Origin of the sequence: Halobacillus faecis, from assembly GCF_007991335.1 — a bacterium.
Lineage (GTDB): Bacteria > Bacillota > Bacilli > Bacillales > Halobacillaceae > Halobacillus > Halobacillus faecis.
Map to the genome: position 1 here is coordinate 45,281 of NZ_BJYD01000032.1, position 14,696 is coordinate 59,976.

Here is a 14,696-nt window from a genome sequence, read left to right on the forward strand (position 1 = left end):
TTACCCCCGCTTCCATCTCGTGCCCTGAGAGGTATCTTCAAGGATGATGTTGCGATCTTTCAACTCATCACGAATTTCATCGGCACGCGCGAAATCACGGTTCTTTCTAGCTTGCTTACGCTCTTCGATCAGAGCATCCACTTCCTCATCAAGCAACTCTTCCTGCGCCTGAAGCGGAATGCCGAGGACCCCGGTCAATTCTTCCAACAACTCTTCAAAAGCCGTTAAGACCTTTTCATGAGTCTGGTCCTCTTGCAAATAAAGGTTCGCAGCTTTAGTTAAATCGAACAAGACGGAAATCGCATTCGCTGTGTTAAAGTCATCATCCATTTCCTTAATGAATTGCTCTTTAAAACCAGCGACTTTATCGAGCCACTCGCTTTGATCCTCCTCCAAACTCATCGTTGAATTCTTCCGGTGCTGGATGTTCTCATACGCATTCTTAATGCGGTCAAAGCTGCTTTTCGCCCCTTTCAACAACTCATCACTGAAGTTGATCGGATGACGATATTGCACACTCAGCATGAAAAAGCGGATCACTTGAGGATCATGCTTTTTCACAAGATCATGGGCAAGGATGAAGTTTCCGAGAGACTTCGACATTTTTTCATTATCAATATTAATGTACCCGTTATGCATCCAGTAACGGGCAAAAGATTCCCCGTTATGTGCTTCAGATTGTGCAATCTCATTTTCGTGGTGCGGGAACGTTAAATCCTGCCCGCCTGCGTGAATATCAATTGTTTCACCAAGGTATTTCTTCGCCATCGCTGAGCACTCGATATGCCAGCCCGGGCGGCCGCTTCCCCAAGGACTATCCCAAGTAATTTCGCCTGCCTTTGCATCTTTCCAAAGGGTGAAGTCAAGCGGATCTTCTTTTTTATCCCCAACTTCAATGCGGGAACCAGATCTTAACTCATCAATGGATTGATGGGAAAGCTTTCCGTATTGATCGAAGGAACGGGTACGGAAATACACGTCTCCTCCCGCTTCATAAGCGAACCCTTTATCGATTAACCCCTGGATAAAGCTGATAATCTCATCCATGTTTTCAGTCACACGTGGATGATCTACTGCTTCTTTGACGCCTAGTGCACCAACGTCCTCTTTGTAAGCGGTAATGAAACGATCGGCGATATCTGTAACTCCTTCACCCATTTCATTCGCTGCTTTAATCAATTTATCATCAACATCTGTAAAGTTGAGCACATAGTGCACATCGTAACCTCTGTATTCAAAGTACCTTCTCACTGTATCGAATACGATCGCCGGCCTTGCATTCCCGATATGAATGTAGTTGTAAACCGTCGGTCCGCAAACGTACATTTTCACTTTTCCTTCTTCGAGCGGTTGGAATGGTTCTTTTTTTCTTGTCAGTGTGTTGTATATGTTAATTGCCATGTTGGTTCACTCCTTTGGTTTCCTCCAATTGTTTACGCAGTTCCGCCATTTCCTTCTCAATCTCGTTCAGCCGGTCGTACACAGGGTCTGGAAGTTTATGATGGTCCAGGTCCTTCTTCTGAACTTTCTTTCCATCTTGAATGACGACGTGACCAGGGATGCCGACCACGGTCGAGTTGTTCGGAACATCGTGGAGTACAACAGAACCAGCCCCCACTTTAGAGTTTTCCCCAATCGTGATCGACCCCAGTACCTTTGCTCCCGTAGCCACTAATGAGTTGTCAAGAAGAGTCGGGTGTCTCTTTCCTTTTTCTTTCCCTGTCCCTCCAAGCGTTACCCCTTGAAAAATCGTTACGTTATCTCCAATCTCACACGTTTCCCCAATGACAACACCCATGCCATGGTCGATGAAGAAGCGACGTCCGATTTTGGCTCCGGGATGGATTTCAATGCCTGTCAGGAAGCGGCTCCACTGAGAAATGAGCCGGGCCAGGAAGAAAAACTTCCGTTTGTGACAAGCATGGGCCACCCGATGTGCCCATATCGCATGTAGTCCTGAATAAGTCAGAATCACTTCAATATAAGAACGAGCAGCAGGATCTTGATCGAACACCACATCGACATCTTCTTTAAACATTTTGAACAGCCCCATACTTGCTCCCCTCCTTGTACTGAAACAGAAGCGTTCCCATAAAAATAAAAAACGCGTCTCTGTGCCAATGGCACAGAGACGCGTCGAACGTGGTTCCACTCTGTTTGGGAACGGCTAATCCGCCTTTCCCCGCTTCACCCTTGATAACGGAAGGTGCCCGCTTCAGCGTACTTCGTTCAGCTGAAGACTCCGAGGTGCATTTCAAAGGCTTCTCTACGAATCACTTCCAGCCGTGGTGATTCTCTCTGTAGAAGAGAGGAACCTTTTACTTCTCCTCATCAACGTTTCGTATAGGTAACTCTACTATATGATATTCTTTCCCACTTGTGAACGAATTAAGCTTGCAACTTGCTTAATACATCATTCAGACGGACGGTTACCGTTTCTAGTCCAAGCAAGTGAATCGCATTTGGAAGTTCAGGACCATGGGTTTGACCTGTGGTCGCTACACGGACAGGCATAAACAACTTCTTCCCTTTATGGCCAGTCTCTTTCTGAACCGCTTTGATTTGCTTTTTGATGTTTTCAGGTGTGAACTCTTCCAGCTCATGAAGGTTCTTCTTGAACGTTTCCAATACTTCCGGTACTTGTTCCCCTTCAAGGACTTCCATCGCAGCTTCATCATACTGAATTTCCTGTTTGAAGAACAAATCAGTGAGCTCAACGATTTCCGCTCCATAGCTCAGTTGTTCCTGATAAAGGCTGATCAGTTCACGCGCCCACTTACGATCTTCCTCGTTCATATCTTGAGACAAACGTCCAGCCTCAACTAAGTGAGGAAGGGCAAGATCGACAACGCGGTCCAAATCAGACGCTTTGATGTACTGGTTGTTCATCCATTTCAGTTTCGCTGGATCGAAAACCGCTGGTGAAGTAGAAAGTCGATCTGCATCAAAGATTTCAACAAGCTTGTCCTGAGTGAAAATTTCTTCTTCCCCGACGGGTGACCAGCCTAGTAAAGTGATGAAGTTGAAGAGAGCTTCTGGAAGATATCCAAGGTTTTTATATTGTTCAATAAACTGAAGAATGTGCTGATCACGCTTACTCAGTTTTTTGCGTTCTTCGTTTAGAATCAAAGTCATATGACCGAACTTCGGAGGTTCCCAATCGAAAGCTTCATACACCATCATTTGTTTCGGTGTATTGGAAATATGCTCTTCCCCACGAAGGACGTGTGTAATTTTCATTAAGTAATCATCAATTGCAACAGCGAAATTATACGTTGGTGTTCCGTTCTGCTTAACGATGACCCAATCACCAAAATCGCTGGATTCAAAAGTAATGTCACCACGGACGATATCATTGAACGTGTACGTATGATTTTCAGGGACGCGGATACGAATACTAGGCTTACGGCCCTCCGCTTCAAATGCTGCGATTTGTTCCTCTGTAAGGTCGCGGTGCGCACCAGAGTATTTCGGCGCTTCCCCTCGTGCCATTTGTGCTTCACGTTCAGCTTCAAGCTCTTCTGATGTCATATAGCATTTGTAAGCAAGCCCGCGTTCCATCAGTTCATCGACATATTTCTTATAAATATTCAAACGTTCCATCTGACGGTAGGGACCATATTCGCCCCCTTTTTCTGAACTCTCGTCCCATTCGATTCCCAACCACTTCAAGTAGTCGAGCTGGCTCTTTTCTCCACCCTCGACGTTTCGCTTTTCATCCGTATCCTCAATACGAATGATTACCTTTCCACCTGCATTTTTCGCATAAAGGTAGTTGAATAGAGCCGTCCTTGCATTACCAATGTGAAGGTGCCCTGTTGGACTTGGTGCATAACGCACCCGTACTTCGTTAGACATAATTGTTCTCCTTTCCTATTCCGGTCTATATCCTTGACTTATTTTATCATTTTTTGTTTAGGAATGCTGATTATTTTGCAAAAGGACGACTGCCTGTGCAGCAATGCCTTCTTTCCGTCCCGTAAAACCGAGTTTTTCTGTAGTTGTTGCTTTCACGTTGATCCGTCCCGGTTCCACTCTAAGGAGGGAAGCGATATTTTCACGGATTTGCTCAATATAAGGAGCCATTTTAGGGGCTTGGGCAATGACCGTACAATCCATATTTCCAAGTTCATACCCATGTTCTGTGACGATATCCCACACGTGCTGAAGCAATTTTCCGGAGTCTGCATCTTTAAATGCAGGATCCGTGTCTGGAAAATGTTTACCGATGTCTCCTTCGCCTATTGCCCCAAGACAGGCATCTGCAATGGTGTGAAGCAGAACATCTGCGTCTGAATGGCCGAGCAGGCCTTTCTCATGTGGGATTTCAATACCTCCAATAATACATGGACGTCCTTCCGTCAACTGGTGTACATCAAATCCTTGGCCGACACGAAACATAGGGCCATTCTCCACCTTTCCTTTTGTTTGATTACTCAAGTAAGCTTGGGCTTTATGTAAATCCTCCGGAGTCGTAAGCTTGATATTGTCATAGCTTCCCTTTACGATAGCCACTTCTTTGTCCAACCGCTCCACGAGGGAAGCATCATCTGTGCCATAGTATCTGCTTTTCCTCGCTTGTTCATGCGCTTTATAAATCAAATCATAAGAGAAGGCTTGAGGCGTCTGAGCTGCCCATAGCGTACTTCTATCCAGTGTGTTCAAACCATGAACTGACTTCTGCTTAATGGTATCCGTCACAGGTACGGCAAGAAGAGCGGCCTCTTTTTCGTATGCTGTCACAGACAGTTCGTGTAATAGCTCTTGAGGTACGAACGGGCGCGCCCCGTCATGAATAAACACAGGAAGCTCTCTGTTCCAAACGGCCTGGAGCCCTGCAAATACACTATCCTGCCGTTCTGCTCCACCATCGACGAGATGAACCGGGTGACGGAGCGGATATTCTTTTAGAAGTTCTTCCATCTGTGACCGTTCGCGTTCATTGGTTACTAGGATCAACTCTTCACACCACTCATCTTGATCAAAGACGGAAAGAGTATGACAGATCAACGGCTGGTCCCCAATTTTTAAGAACTGTTTATTGCGGCCAGCGAGCATCCGTTTGCCCTGGCCTGCCGCAAGTATAATGGCTGTATATTTTCTCATGCGTATCCATCCTACGTTTGTTTAGACGTTCATAAAACAACAAAAGCGATAACACGCATGTTATCACTTTTGTCATTCTCTATTTGTTTATACCGTTTTTATAAGGCTTTTTCAAGTGATTTCGGCTTTGCAAAGATCATACGGCCAGCCGATGTCTGCAGCACGCTGGTGACTACGACTTCAATCGTCTTTCCGATAAAGTCTTTCCCTTCTTCGACCACGATCATCGTGCCGTCATCCAAGTAAGCGACCCCTTGATTTTGTTCTTTCCCATCTTTGATCACTTGAATCGTCATCTCTTCTCCAGGGAGCACGACCGGCTTGACAGCATTCGCAAGATCATTAATGTTCAAGACTTGGACATTTTGAAACTCACAGACTTTGTTCAAGTTGAAATCGTTCGTTACGACAATTCCGTCCATCACTTTTGCAAGCTTCACAAGCTTACTGTCTACTTCCTGAATATCTTCAAAGTCCCCTTCGTAAATTTCAACATTCACCGGAAGATCTTTTTGAAGACGGTTCAAGACATCCAGTCCACGACGACCACGATTTCTTTTCAAACCATCAGATGAATCGGCGATGTGTTGCAATTCTTCCAATACGAATTGCGGAATCACAATGGTTCCTTCAAGGAAATGTGTGTCACATATGTCCGCAATACGGCCATCAATAATCACACTTGTATCCAAAATTTTCCGTTTCGGAATCAGATCAGGATCCACAGCAGCACCTTCCTGAAGTTCCTCGTCCAGCTTCTTATCTTTCTTTGAAACCAAGTTCAAGAATTCATCCTTACGCTTAAAACCGACCTGAAAACCAAAGTAACCTAATAAGAATGTTAAAAAGATCGGAACAACCTGGTTAACCACTTGAATCTGGATATCTTGTACAGGGATATTGATCAAGTAGGCGATGATCAGCCCAACAATCAAACCGAGACTTCCGAACAGCAAATCTGCTACCGGTGCCCGGACGAGGGTATCCTCGACCCACCTTAAAAAATCGACAATATAATCCACAATCCAAAAAGTAAATAAAAATAATATAAGTGCTCCTAGTACGGCCCCTAGGACAGACTGAATCCAATTCTGCCAAGTCAGACCCATGGTTGTAAATAGCTCTGGAAAATAGAGGTAACCGATCGTTCCACCGGTTATGACAATAAACAACTGTACGATACGTTTAAGCACTTGTATTCACCTCCTCAAACACAGTATGACCAAACCTAACAACCATTAACCATATAAAAAAGGAATGATGGTTTTTAACTTAGCACAACTTCCAAATTAAGTCAATGAGTAAACAAATTATCATATCACATTGTTCACAAATAAGTCAATATTCTTATATATGACGATCTACGAACAACTGTTCTTGTATGCGGTCAAGGCCATCTCTAATTTTCATCGCACGGATCTCTCCGACACCATCAACTTCTACAAGCTCTTTTGGAGAAGCCTGAATCAGCTCTTCCAACGTACCAAATCTTTCAACCAAATGTTCAATGATGAGAACGGGAAGCCTGGGAATCCTGCTTAAAATCCGGTATCCTCTTGGAACGATTGGATCCGTCAACTTCGTATTCGGTGAATACCCCATAAGTTTCAGTACCTGCTCATCGGAAAGAAGTTCTGTATTGGTAATTTCCTGCATTTTTCTCAGTATATAATAGGGTTCATAATCAGGACGCTTACTGTAATCGCGCAGGAGCAACGTTGCTTCATCTTCAATATTTGAAACTAATTCCGTTAATTGCAACTGAATCAAACGGCCCTCTGTACCAAGCTCATTCACATAGTTTAAAATCTCCGTCTTCGTCCGAAGGACCATTTCAACCCGGTGGACGACCTGTACGACTTCAGAAAAGGATACCATGTTTTCAAACTCCATCGCACCGAGGTTTGTCACGCTTTGATCGAGCACATTTTTATACTTTTCCAGCGTCTGAATCGCTTGATTCGCCTTCGTCAAAATGACACCAATATCTTTCAGTGAGTAACGCAGCGACCCTTTATACAGGGTGATCACGTTTCGGCGTTGAGATATAGCGATGACAAGAGCGCCTGTTTGTTTAGCCACACGCTCTGCCGTCCGGTGCCTCATCCCCGTTTCCGTGGATAGGATATCCGGGTCCGGCATCAATTGCGCATTGGCATAAAGAATCCGCGTCCCTTCATCATTCAAAATTAACGCCCCATCCATTTTCGCCAGTTCGTAAAGATGGGCGGGAGTGAAATCAGACTGGATATGAAAACCACCATCTACCAGGTCCCGCATATGATCCCCGTATCCAAGCACAATCAATCCTCCTGTTTTTGCACGGAGGACGTTATCAATTCCATCTCTCAGAGGTGTGCCAGGGGCCACCAGCTGAAGAATTTCTCCAATTCCATTTTCTTTGATTTCATGCCATTCCATTTATGAATCCCCCAGTGTAACCTTCATCGCCTCCTGAACGGTACTGACACCGATCACTTCGATTTGAGAAGGAGGCGTCCAGCCATCCATGTTCTTCTTCGGAATGATGACCCTTTTGAAGCCTAACTTCGCTGCTTCCTGGACTCTTTGTTCAATTCTGGCCACTCTTCGTATTTCACCCGTCAAGCCAACCTCCCCAACGACGACATCGTCTCCGTTTGAAGACTGATCCCGGAAACTTGAGGCAATGCTGATCGCAACGGCTAAGTCAATCGCCGGCTCATCCAGCTTCACCCCACCAGCGACTTTCACATAGGCATCCTGGTTCTGAAGAAGAAGTCCCGCTCTCTTCTCCAAGACCGCCATTAAAAGTGGCACACGGCTGTTATCAAGGCCTGTGGCCATGCGTCTCGGGTTGCCATAGGCCGTAGGTGAGATCAGAGCCTGGATTTCTACAAGGACGGGTCTTGTCCCTTCCATGGAAGCCACGACAATCGAACCTGCAGCCCCTTGCGAGCGTTCCTCAAGAAAAATCTCGGAAGGGTTTAGAACCTCCTCCAAACCTTTTTCCTTCATTTCGAAGATCCCCATTTCATGAGTGCTTCCGAAACGGTTCTTCACACTTCTTAAAATTCTAAATGTGTGATGCCGCTCTCCTTCAAAATAAAGGACCGCATCAACCATGTGTTCAAGCAGGCGTGGGCCAGCAATCGAACCTTCTTTAGTAACATGCCCCACGATAAAAATAGGAATACCTTTGCTTTTAGCGATTCTCATCAAATGACTTGTACACTCACGAACTTGAGAAACGCTTCCTGGAGCAGAGGTGACATCTTCTTTGAAAATCGTCTGAATTGAGTCTATGACCACAAACTTTGGTTCAATGTTTTCGATTTGATTGATGACATCCTGTAAATTCGTTTCTGATAAAACATAGAGTTCATCAGATGTTATATCCAAACGTTCCGCTCGAAGCTTCGTTTGTCTCGATGATTCCTCACCGGATATGTAGAGGACAGGAAAGTCTTTTTTCGCGATCTGCGCAGAGACTTGGAGTAAAAGAGTGGATTTACCGATCCCCGGATCTCCGCCGATCAAAACTAAAGACCCCGCTACGATTCCTCCACCTAAAACCCGGTTGAACTCGGGCATATCCGTTGGCATACGCGGTTCTTTTTGAGACTTAATTTGAGTGATTTTTTCTGGTTTCGTTGTTGCGGAAGTGGAGCTTGTCTGAAACACATGTCTGGAATTCGCCGGAGCAGCCGTCATTTCTTCGACCAGCGTGTTCCATTGATTACACCCTGGGCATTTCCCCATCCATTTAGGTGTCTCATACCCACATTCCTGGCAAACAAACTTCGTCTTCCTTTTTGCCAAGATTATCTCGCTCCTTATTCTTATTATTGTATACGTAAAAGATTGTGAATGCGTTTCACAACCTTATCAATTGTATTAAATCATTCATAGTAAAATCATAGCGGAAGATGAAAAAAATCGGAAGGCAAACCCTTCCGATTTTTCTTAGGCTCTGTTCACTTTATGATGGATTTCTTTGAAATAGAAGAAGGGGAGCAGCCCTTTCTTCGTGTTCATTCAATCACCCGTGAGTCTAGCCTTACTTTAAGAATCTATTTAATTTGTAGACTCTTGCTGTGTGTGGACGACAAAGTTCTTATCATCATCAAGATCAATTTTCACACTTTGCCCTTTGGCAATATTCTCTTTCAAGAGTTCTTCTGAGAGCAGGTCTTCAACATTCTTCTGAATAGAGCGGCGCAATGGACGTGCTCCGTATTCAGGATCAAACCCTGATTCTGCAATATGCTGAATAGCGGCATCAGACAAGACGAAGTCGATTTCTTGCTCTTTCAGACGTTTACGCAGTTCTTCTACCATCAAGGTTACGATATCTTTCATGTGTTTTCTCTCCAGGGAGTGGAACACAATCGTTTCATCGATACGGTTCAGGAATTCTGGACGGAACGCTTTCTTCAACGCATCCGTAACTTTAGACTTCATGTCTTTGTAGTCCTGGTCCGTATCACCCATGGAGAAGCCAACATATTTGTTCTGCTTCAATTCTTGAGCTCCTACGTTGGAGGTCATGATCAACACTGTGTTACGGAAGTCAACAACGCGTCCTTTGGAATCGGTCAGACGACCATCTTCAAGAACCTGGAGTAAAATGTTGAATACTTCCGGGTGCGCTTTTTCAATTTCATCAAGCAGGACGACAGAGTATGGCTTGTTACGTACTTTCTCTGTCAATTGTCCACCTTCATCATAACCGACGTAACCTGGAGGTGAACCGACAAGGCGGGACGTGCTGTGTTTTTCCATGTACTCGGACATGTCGATCCGAATCATTGCATCTTCTTCGCCGAACATGCTTTCCGCTAACGCACGGGCAAGCTCTGTTTTACCCACACCTGTTGGTCCAAGGAAGATGAAGGAACCGATTGGACGTTTCGGATCTTTAAGTCCAGCACGAGCGCGGCGAATCGCTTTGGAAATTGCTTTGACCGCTTCTTCCTGACCGATCACACGGTTGTGAAGCGTATCTTCAAGATGAAGGAGGCGTTCGCTCTCATCTTTCGTCATCTTGGATACAGGCACTCCTGTCCATGTGGACACGACAGAAGCAATGTCTTCGACTGTAACTTCGGAGTCTTCCTGGCCTTGTTTTTCTTTCCACTCATCTTTCGTTTGTTCCAACTCATCTCTCAAGCGCTGTTCACTATCTCTTAAGGAAGCAGCCTTTTCAAATTCCTGACTTTGGACAGCGGCATCCTTCTCTTTTCGCACTTCCTCAAGTTTCTGCTCTAACTCTTTCAAGTTTGGTGGAGCTGTGTAGGAGCGAAGACGAACTTTGGATGCAGCCTCATCAATCAAGTCAATCGCTTTATCCGGTAAGAAGCGGTCTGTGATGTAACGATCAGAGAAACGAACCGCAGATTCGATGGAATCGTCTGTAATCGTTACACGGTGGTGCGCTTCATAACGGTCGCGAAGACCCTGCAAAATTTGGATGGATTCATCAAGGTTCGGCTCATCCACTTGAATAGGCTGGAACCTGCGCTCAAGTGCCGCATCCTTTTCAATATATTTACGGTACTCATCAAGCGTTGTCGCACCGATACATTGCAATTCACCACGGGCAAGAGACGGCTTAAGAATATTGGATGCATCAATGGCACCCTCTGCGCCACCAGCACCGATCAATGTGTGAAGCTCGTCAATGAACAGGATGATGTTCCCCGCCTGGCGGATCTCTTCCATCACTTTTTTCAAACGGTCTTCAAATTCACCGCGATACTTGGTACCCGCAACGACAGTACCCATATCAAGGGTCATTACGCGCTTATCGCGAAGGATTTCCGGAACTTCATTATTCATGATCTGCTGAGCCAAACCTTCGGCGATGGCTGTTTTACCAACACCAGGCTCACCGACAAGAACCGGGTTATTTTTCGTACGACGGCTCAATACTTGAATGACACGCTCGATTTCTTTACTTCGACCGATGACAGGATCAATGTTACCCTCTTTCGCAATCGCTGTAAGGTCACGGGCAAGGGAATCGAGGGTCGGTGTATTCGCATTCGCAGCCTGAGCACCTGATCCGCCACCACGACGGTTTTGACCACCTGTGGACTCATTGTTACCAAGGAGTTGTAAAACTTGCTGGCGGGCTTTATTCAAGCTTACACCCAGGTTATTCAGCACTCGGGCAGCTACGCCTTCTCCTTCACGAATTAATCCTAGAAGAATATGTTCTGTTCCCACATAAGAGTGTCCCAGTTTACGAGCTTCATCCATGGAAAGCTCAATGACTTTTTTCGCACGAGGCGTATAGTGAATCGTTTGGGACACTTTCTCTCCCTTACCGATCAATTTTTCTACTTCTTGTTGTATTTTTGAAGACTCAAGACCTAATGCAGTCAGAGCTTTGGCAGCAATGCCTTCCCCTTCGCTGACTAAGCCTAAAAGGATGTGCTCTGTGCCAATGTTATTGTGACCTAATCGAACAGCTTCTTCCTGTGCCAGCGCCAATACTTTTTGTGCTCTTTCTGTAAATCGCCCAAACATCATGGACATTCCCTCCTAACATTATTCTTCATTCTCTAATTGAAGTCGTTCTCGAATTAAAGATGCTCTTCTTACATCCCTTTCATCAGGGGATAAAGGAGTCTTAGCATATTGTTGCAAAAATCCGGGCTGTGTAAGAACCATCAATTCATTTAAGATCGTACGCGGGATATGATCGATGAATCCTAGATCGATGCCCAATCTCAGATCAGAAAGGCATTTAGCCGCCTCCTTAGATTCTATGATTCGACTATTGGTCAATACACCATAGGAGCGAAAGATACGGTCTTCCAATTGAATACTCGAACGGGTCATCAATGCTTCTCTTGCTTTTCTCTCCTGCTCAATCAGCTGCTTGACAACACTATGGAGATCTTCAACAATATCCTCTTCTGATTTACCAAGGGTAATCTGATTGGATATCTGATAAATATTCCCTAAAGCTTCACTGCCTTCCCCGTAAATGCCTCTCACCACAAGCCCCAGCTGGTTAATGGCCGGTGTCATCCGGTTGATTTGGTTCGTCATGGATAGGGCGGGTAAATGCATCATGACAGAAGCTCTCATTCCCGTACCCACATTAGTCGGACATGCAGTCAAATAACCCCTTTTCTCATCAAATGCATAATCCACTTTTTCTTCCAGCCAATCATCCAACTGACTAGCTTGTTCCAGTGCCTGATCCAGCTGAAAGCCAGGGAAATATAACTGTATGCGAATGTGATCCTCTTCATTAATCATGATTGATACTTGTTCATTTTGTGAAATGAGAGAGGCCGACTTTTCCGCTTTTTCAGCCAAGTGTGGACTGATCAAATGCTTTTCTACCAATACTCTCTTTTCAATCGGCTGCAAATCTTTCATTTGGACCAGTTCAAAATCTTTATAATCCCTAAAAGACTTCTTTTGAAACTCTTGATGGAAAAATTCCAAAACTTTATTCAAAGTCTCTTCAGAAGCAATAATAGGAAAAGGATGGTGCGAAAAGTTACGAGCAAGTCGTATACGGCTACTGAGTACAATATCGCTGTCCGGACCCTCTTGTTTCATCCATGGACTAATGGCTTCATTCATAAATTGCTGTAAAGACATTACTCATCACCATCCTCCCTATGATGAAGTTGACTTTCTAAAGATCTGATCTTATCTCTAACTTTCGCTGCCTCTTCGAATTCTTCCTGCTCAATTAATTGTCGAAGATTAGTTTTATATTCTTCCATCTCTTTCTTCAGGTGCAAGTTGCCACCTTCACGTTTCGGAATTTTGCCATCATGCCTGGTGTTCCCACTGTGGACACGGCGCAAAATGGGGTTCAGACGTTCATCAAACGTTTTATAGCATTCTGCACATCCAAACTTCCCGATCCTTGCAAACTCCTCATAGCTGAGCCCACAATTGTGACATTTCAGTTTTGGCTTTTGAGTGTATGAGTGAGCGCTCTGCCCTTTTAAAGGAGAGGGCCCTTCCGAATGGAACAGACCTGAAAGGAGATCATTCAAGGTGAAGTTCTCTTCCCCGTAATTCATGTACCCATTTTCCTTCGCACATTTTTCACATACATGGACTTCTGATTTCTGACCATTAATTACCTGCGTCAAATGGACGGTAGCAGGACGCTGATGACATTTCTGACACTCCATCTGAATCTCTCCCTTCTCACTCAACATTTATATTTAAGGGTGAATAGCATGGCAGTCATGATTCTCGCACGCACTTCATCACGAAGAGGTAAAGAAAAAGCAAGAACGTCGCGATCGATGACACTTGCCATCAGTTTGCTTTCCCGATCAGTGATGATCTCATAGTCTACCAACCGTTCAAGCACATCGATGGCTTTCGATTGGGATACATGGGGATTGATAAGCTCCATTACCTCTTCTATCATCTCTGATCCCTTGCGGTGTTGGATTCGGCTGATACGAATATATCCGCCGCCTCCTCGTTTACTTTCCACTATATATCCTTTTTCCACAGTAAAACGCGTCTTAATCACATAATTGATCTGAGAAGGTACACAATCAAATTTCTCGGCAAGTTCACTGCGCTTGATTTCAATCGCCTGGTGCCGATTTTCATCTAAGATCTCCTTGAGATATTCTTCAATAACATCAGAGATATTCCGCATGCTCCCTCCCCCTCTTTTGACTTTGACTATCTTTGACTTTAATTTTATTATACTCATTTTCTTTTGTCATGCAACTTGTTTGTTTAGAAGAATTACATCTTCTATGTTTCCCCTTTTCCCCATGAAATAAAACAAAAAAACTGCACAGAATCAACTGTGCAGCCCTTTAATACTGATGTCCACATTCTTCTACACCATCCATCAAAGACAGACGCTCTAAAAGAAGAGATCGATTATACCTTTGTCCTTTATTCAGTTCAACGACAACCTTTTTTTGACTCTGATCCAAAGCAACAATATCTATCTTCCTGACTTCCAAGTTCATTTGTTCAAATACAGTTAATACTTTATTGACCGGGGCATCCTTAGCAATCGTCACTTGATAAATGTTCTTCCGATTCCCATTAAACTTTTCCTTTTCTATCTTATTAAGGAACACTAAGCTCATAAGGACAAAGATTGTTGTGACCGTCGCCACATCATACATTCCTGCACCAACGACAAGACCTATCCCAGCCACCGTCCATATGGACGCAGCTGTTGTTAATCCTCTGATCGTCATTCCATTGACGATAATTGTTCCTGCGCCTAAAAACCCAATGCCACTAATGACATAGGATGGGATACGAGCTGGGTCGAAACGGACATGTTCATATTGATCAATGAACGTTTCAAATCCATACAAAGAAAGGAGCATCATCATACAAGCCCCGACACCCACAAGGATATGAGTCCGGAAGCCGGCCGAATGATTTTTCACTTCCCTTTCAAATCCAATCAACCCTGAAAGAATAAGTGCAAAAAATAACCGGAAGATAAACAAAAGAATGTCATCATGAAAAAAATATGACCAGTTCAATCTATCCCTCCTCTCTATATGTCTATGTTTAAGGAAGTTGATATAGAAAAAAACCAGAAGAATGATCTTCTGGTTTTTCAAATGACGTGGCGG

General features: G+C 44.4%; 12 protein-coding genes and 1 other annotated feature. All 12 genes read right to left on the bottom strand.

The genetic code is table 11. The annotated features are described in order from the left end of the window. The 12 genes from cysS to HFA01_RS17125 all read right to left on the bottom strand — a co-directional run bounded on the left by cysS (position 1) and on the right by HFA01_RS17125 (position 14,603). A complete protein-coding gene (cysS, locus tag HFA01_RS17070; RefSeq protein ID WP_146818499.1) occupies positions 1-1,401 on the bottom strand; it encodes a cysteine--tRNA ligase in 1,401 nt (466 codons plus the stop codon). Next, positions 1,391-2,047: a serine O-acetyltransferase gene (gene cysE, locus HFA01_RS17075; protein ID WP_146818519.1), complete on the bottom strand. Its 657-nt coding sequence runs from the start codon at positions 2,045-2,047 to the stop codon at positions 1,391-1,393. The genes cysS and cysE overlap by 11 nt, the downstream gene beginning before the upstream one ends. A gap of 77 nt (positions 2,048-2,124) precedes the next feature. Beyond that, positions 2,125-2,344, bottom strand: a binding site (T-box leader). A 44-nt stretch (positions 2,345-2,388) separates the two neighbouring features. Further along, entirely contained in the window at positions 2,389-3,858 is a 1,470-nt protein-coding gene (gene gltX / locus HFA01_RS17080; protein WP_146818501.1) for a glutamate--tRNA ligase, read from the bottom strand. A gap of 57 nt (positions 3,859-3,915) precedes the next feature. After that, positions 3,916-5,106, bottom strand: coding sequence for a bifunctional 2-C-methyl-D-erythritol 4-phosphate cytidylyltransferase/2-C-methyl-D-erythritol 2,4-cyclodiphosphate synthase (locus tag HFA01_RS17085; protein WP_146818503.1), 1,191 nt, complete (start codon positions 5,104-5,106; stop codon positions 3,916-3,918). 98 nt (positions 5,107-5,204) lie between these two features. Next, positions 5,205-6,299: a PIN/TRAM domain-containing protein gene (locus HFA01_RS17090; RefSeq protein WP_146818505.1), complete on the bottom strand. Its 1,095-nt coding sequence runs from the start codon at positions 6,297-6,299 to the stop codon at positions 5,205-5,207. Between the two features lie 154 nt (positions 6,300-6,453). Continuing rightward, positions 6,454-7,527: a DNA integrity scanning diadenylate cyclase DisA gene (gene disA / locus HFA01_RS17095; protein WP_146818507.1), complete on the bottom strand. Its 1,074-nt coding sequence runs from the start codon at positions 7,525-7,527 to the stop codon at positions 6,454-6,456. Continuing rightward, the gene (gene radA / locus HFA01_RS17100; protein ID WP_146818509.1) at positions 7,528-8,907 is read right to left on the bottom strand and encodes a DNA repair protein RadA; all 1,380 of its coding nucleotides are present in this window, start codon (positions 8,905-8,907) and stop codon (positions 7,528-7,530) included. 255 nt (positions 8,908-9,162) lie between these two features. Further along, positions 9,163-11,622 (bottom strand): ATP-dependent protease ATP-binding subunit ClpC, encoded by a 2,460-nt coding sequence (gene clpC / locus HFA01_RS17105; protein WP_146818511.1) that lies wholly within the window; start codon positions 11,620-11,622, stop codon positions 9,163-9,165. Positions 11,623-11,640: 18 nt separating this feature from the next. Further along, positions 11,641-12,711 carry a protein-arginine kinase McsB gene (gene mcsB, locus HFA01_RS17110; RefSeq protein ID WP_146818513.1) on the bottom strand — a complete coding sequence of 357 codons (1,071 nt, stop codon included), beginning with the start codon at positions 12,709-12,711 and terminating at the stop codon, positions 11,641-11,643. Continuing rightward, complete coding sequence (mcsA, locus tag HFA01_RS17115) at positions 12,711-13,259, bottom strand: protein-arginine kinase activator protein McsA (RefSeq protein ID WP_146818515.1); 549 nt, start codon at positions 13,257-13,259, stop codon at positions 12,711-12,713. Before mcsA ends, mcsB begins: the two co-directional genes overlap by 1 nt. A gap of 20 nt (positions 13,260-13,279) precedes the next feature. After that, on the bottom strand, positions 13,280-13,744 hold the full coding sequence (locus tag HFA01_RS17120; protein ID WP_089654461.1) for a CtsR family transcriptional regulator: 465 nt from the start codon (positions 13,742-13,744) through the stop codon (positions 13,280-13,282). A 166-nt stretch (positions 13,745-13,910) separates the two neighbouring features. Next, positions 13,911-14,603 (bottom strand): MgtC/SapB family protein, encoded by a 693-nt coding sequence (locus HFA01_RS17125; RefSeq protein ID WP_146818517.1) that lies wholly within the window; start codon positions 14,601-14,603, stop codon positions 13,911-13,913. Positions 14,604-14,696: the final 93 nt, after the last annotated feature.

Coding starts and splice junctions, on each gene's coding strand:
- clpC (WP_146818511.1), bottom strand. CDS start 11,622: ATGATGTTTGGGCGATTTACAGAAAGAGCACAAAAAGTATTGGCGCTG.
- mcsB (WP_146818513.1), bottom strand. CDS start 12,711: ATGTCTTTACAGCAATTTATGAATGAAGCCATTAGTCCATGGATGAAA.
- HFA01_RS17085 (WP_146818503.1), bottom strand. CDS start 5,106: ATGAGAAAATATACAGCCATTATACTTGCGGCAGGCCAGGGCAAACGG.
- cysS (WP_146818499.1), bottom strand. CDS start 1,401: ATGGCAATTAACATATACAACACACTGACAAGAAAAAAAGAACCATTC.
- disA (WP_146818507.1), bottom strand. CDS start 7,527: ATGGAATGGCATGAAATCAAAGAAAATGGAATTGGAGAAATTCTTCAG.
- mcsA (WP_146818515.1), bottom strand. CDS start 13,259: ATGGAGTGTCAGAAATGTCATCAGCGTCCTGCTACCGTCCATTTGACG.
- gltX (WP_146818501.1), bottom strand. CDS start 3,858: ATGTCTAACGAAGTACGGGTGCGTTATGCACCAAGTCCAACAGGGCAC.
- HFA01_RS17120 (WP_089654461.1), bottom strand. CDS start 13,744: ATGCGGAATATCTCTGATGTTATTGAAGAATATCTCAAGGAGATCTTA.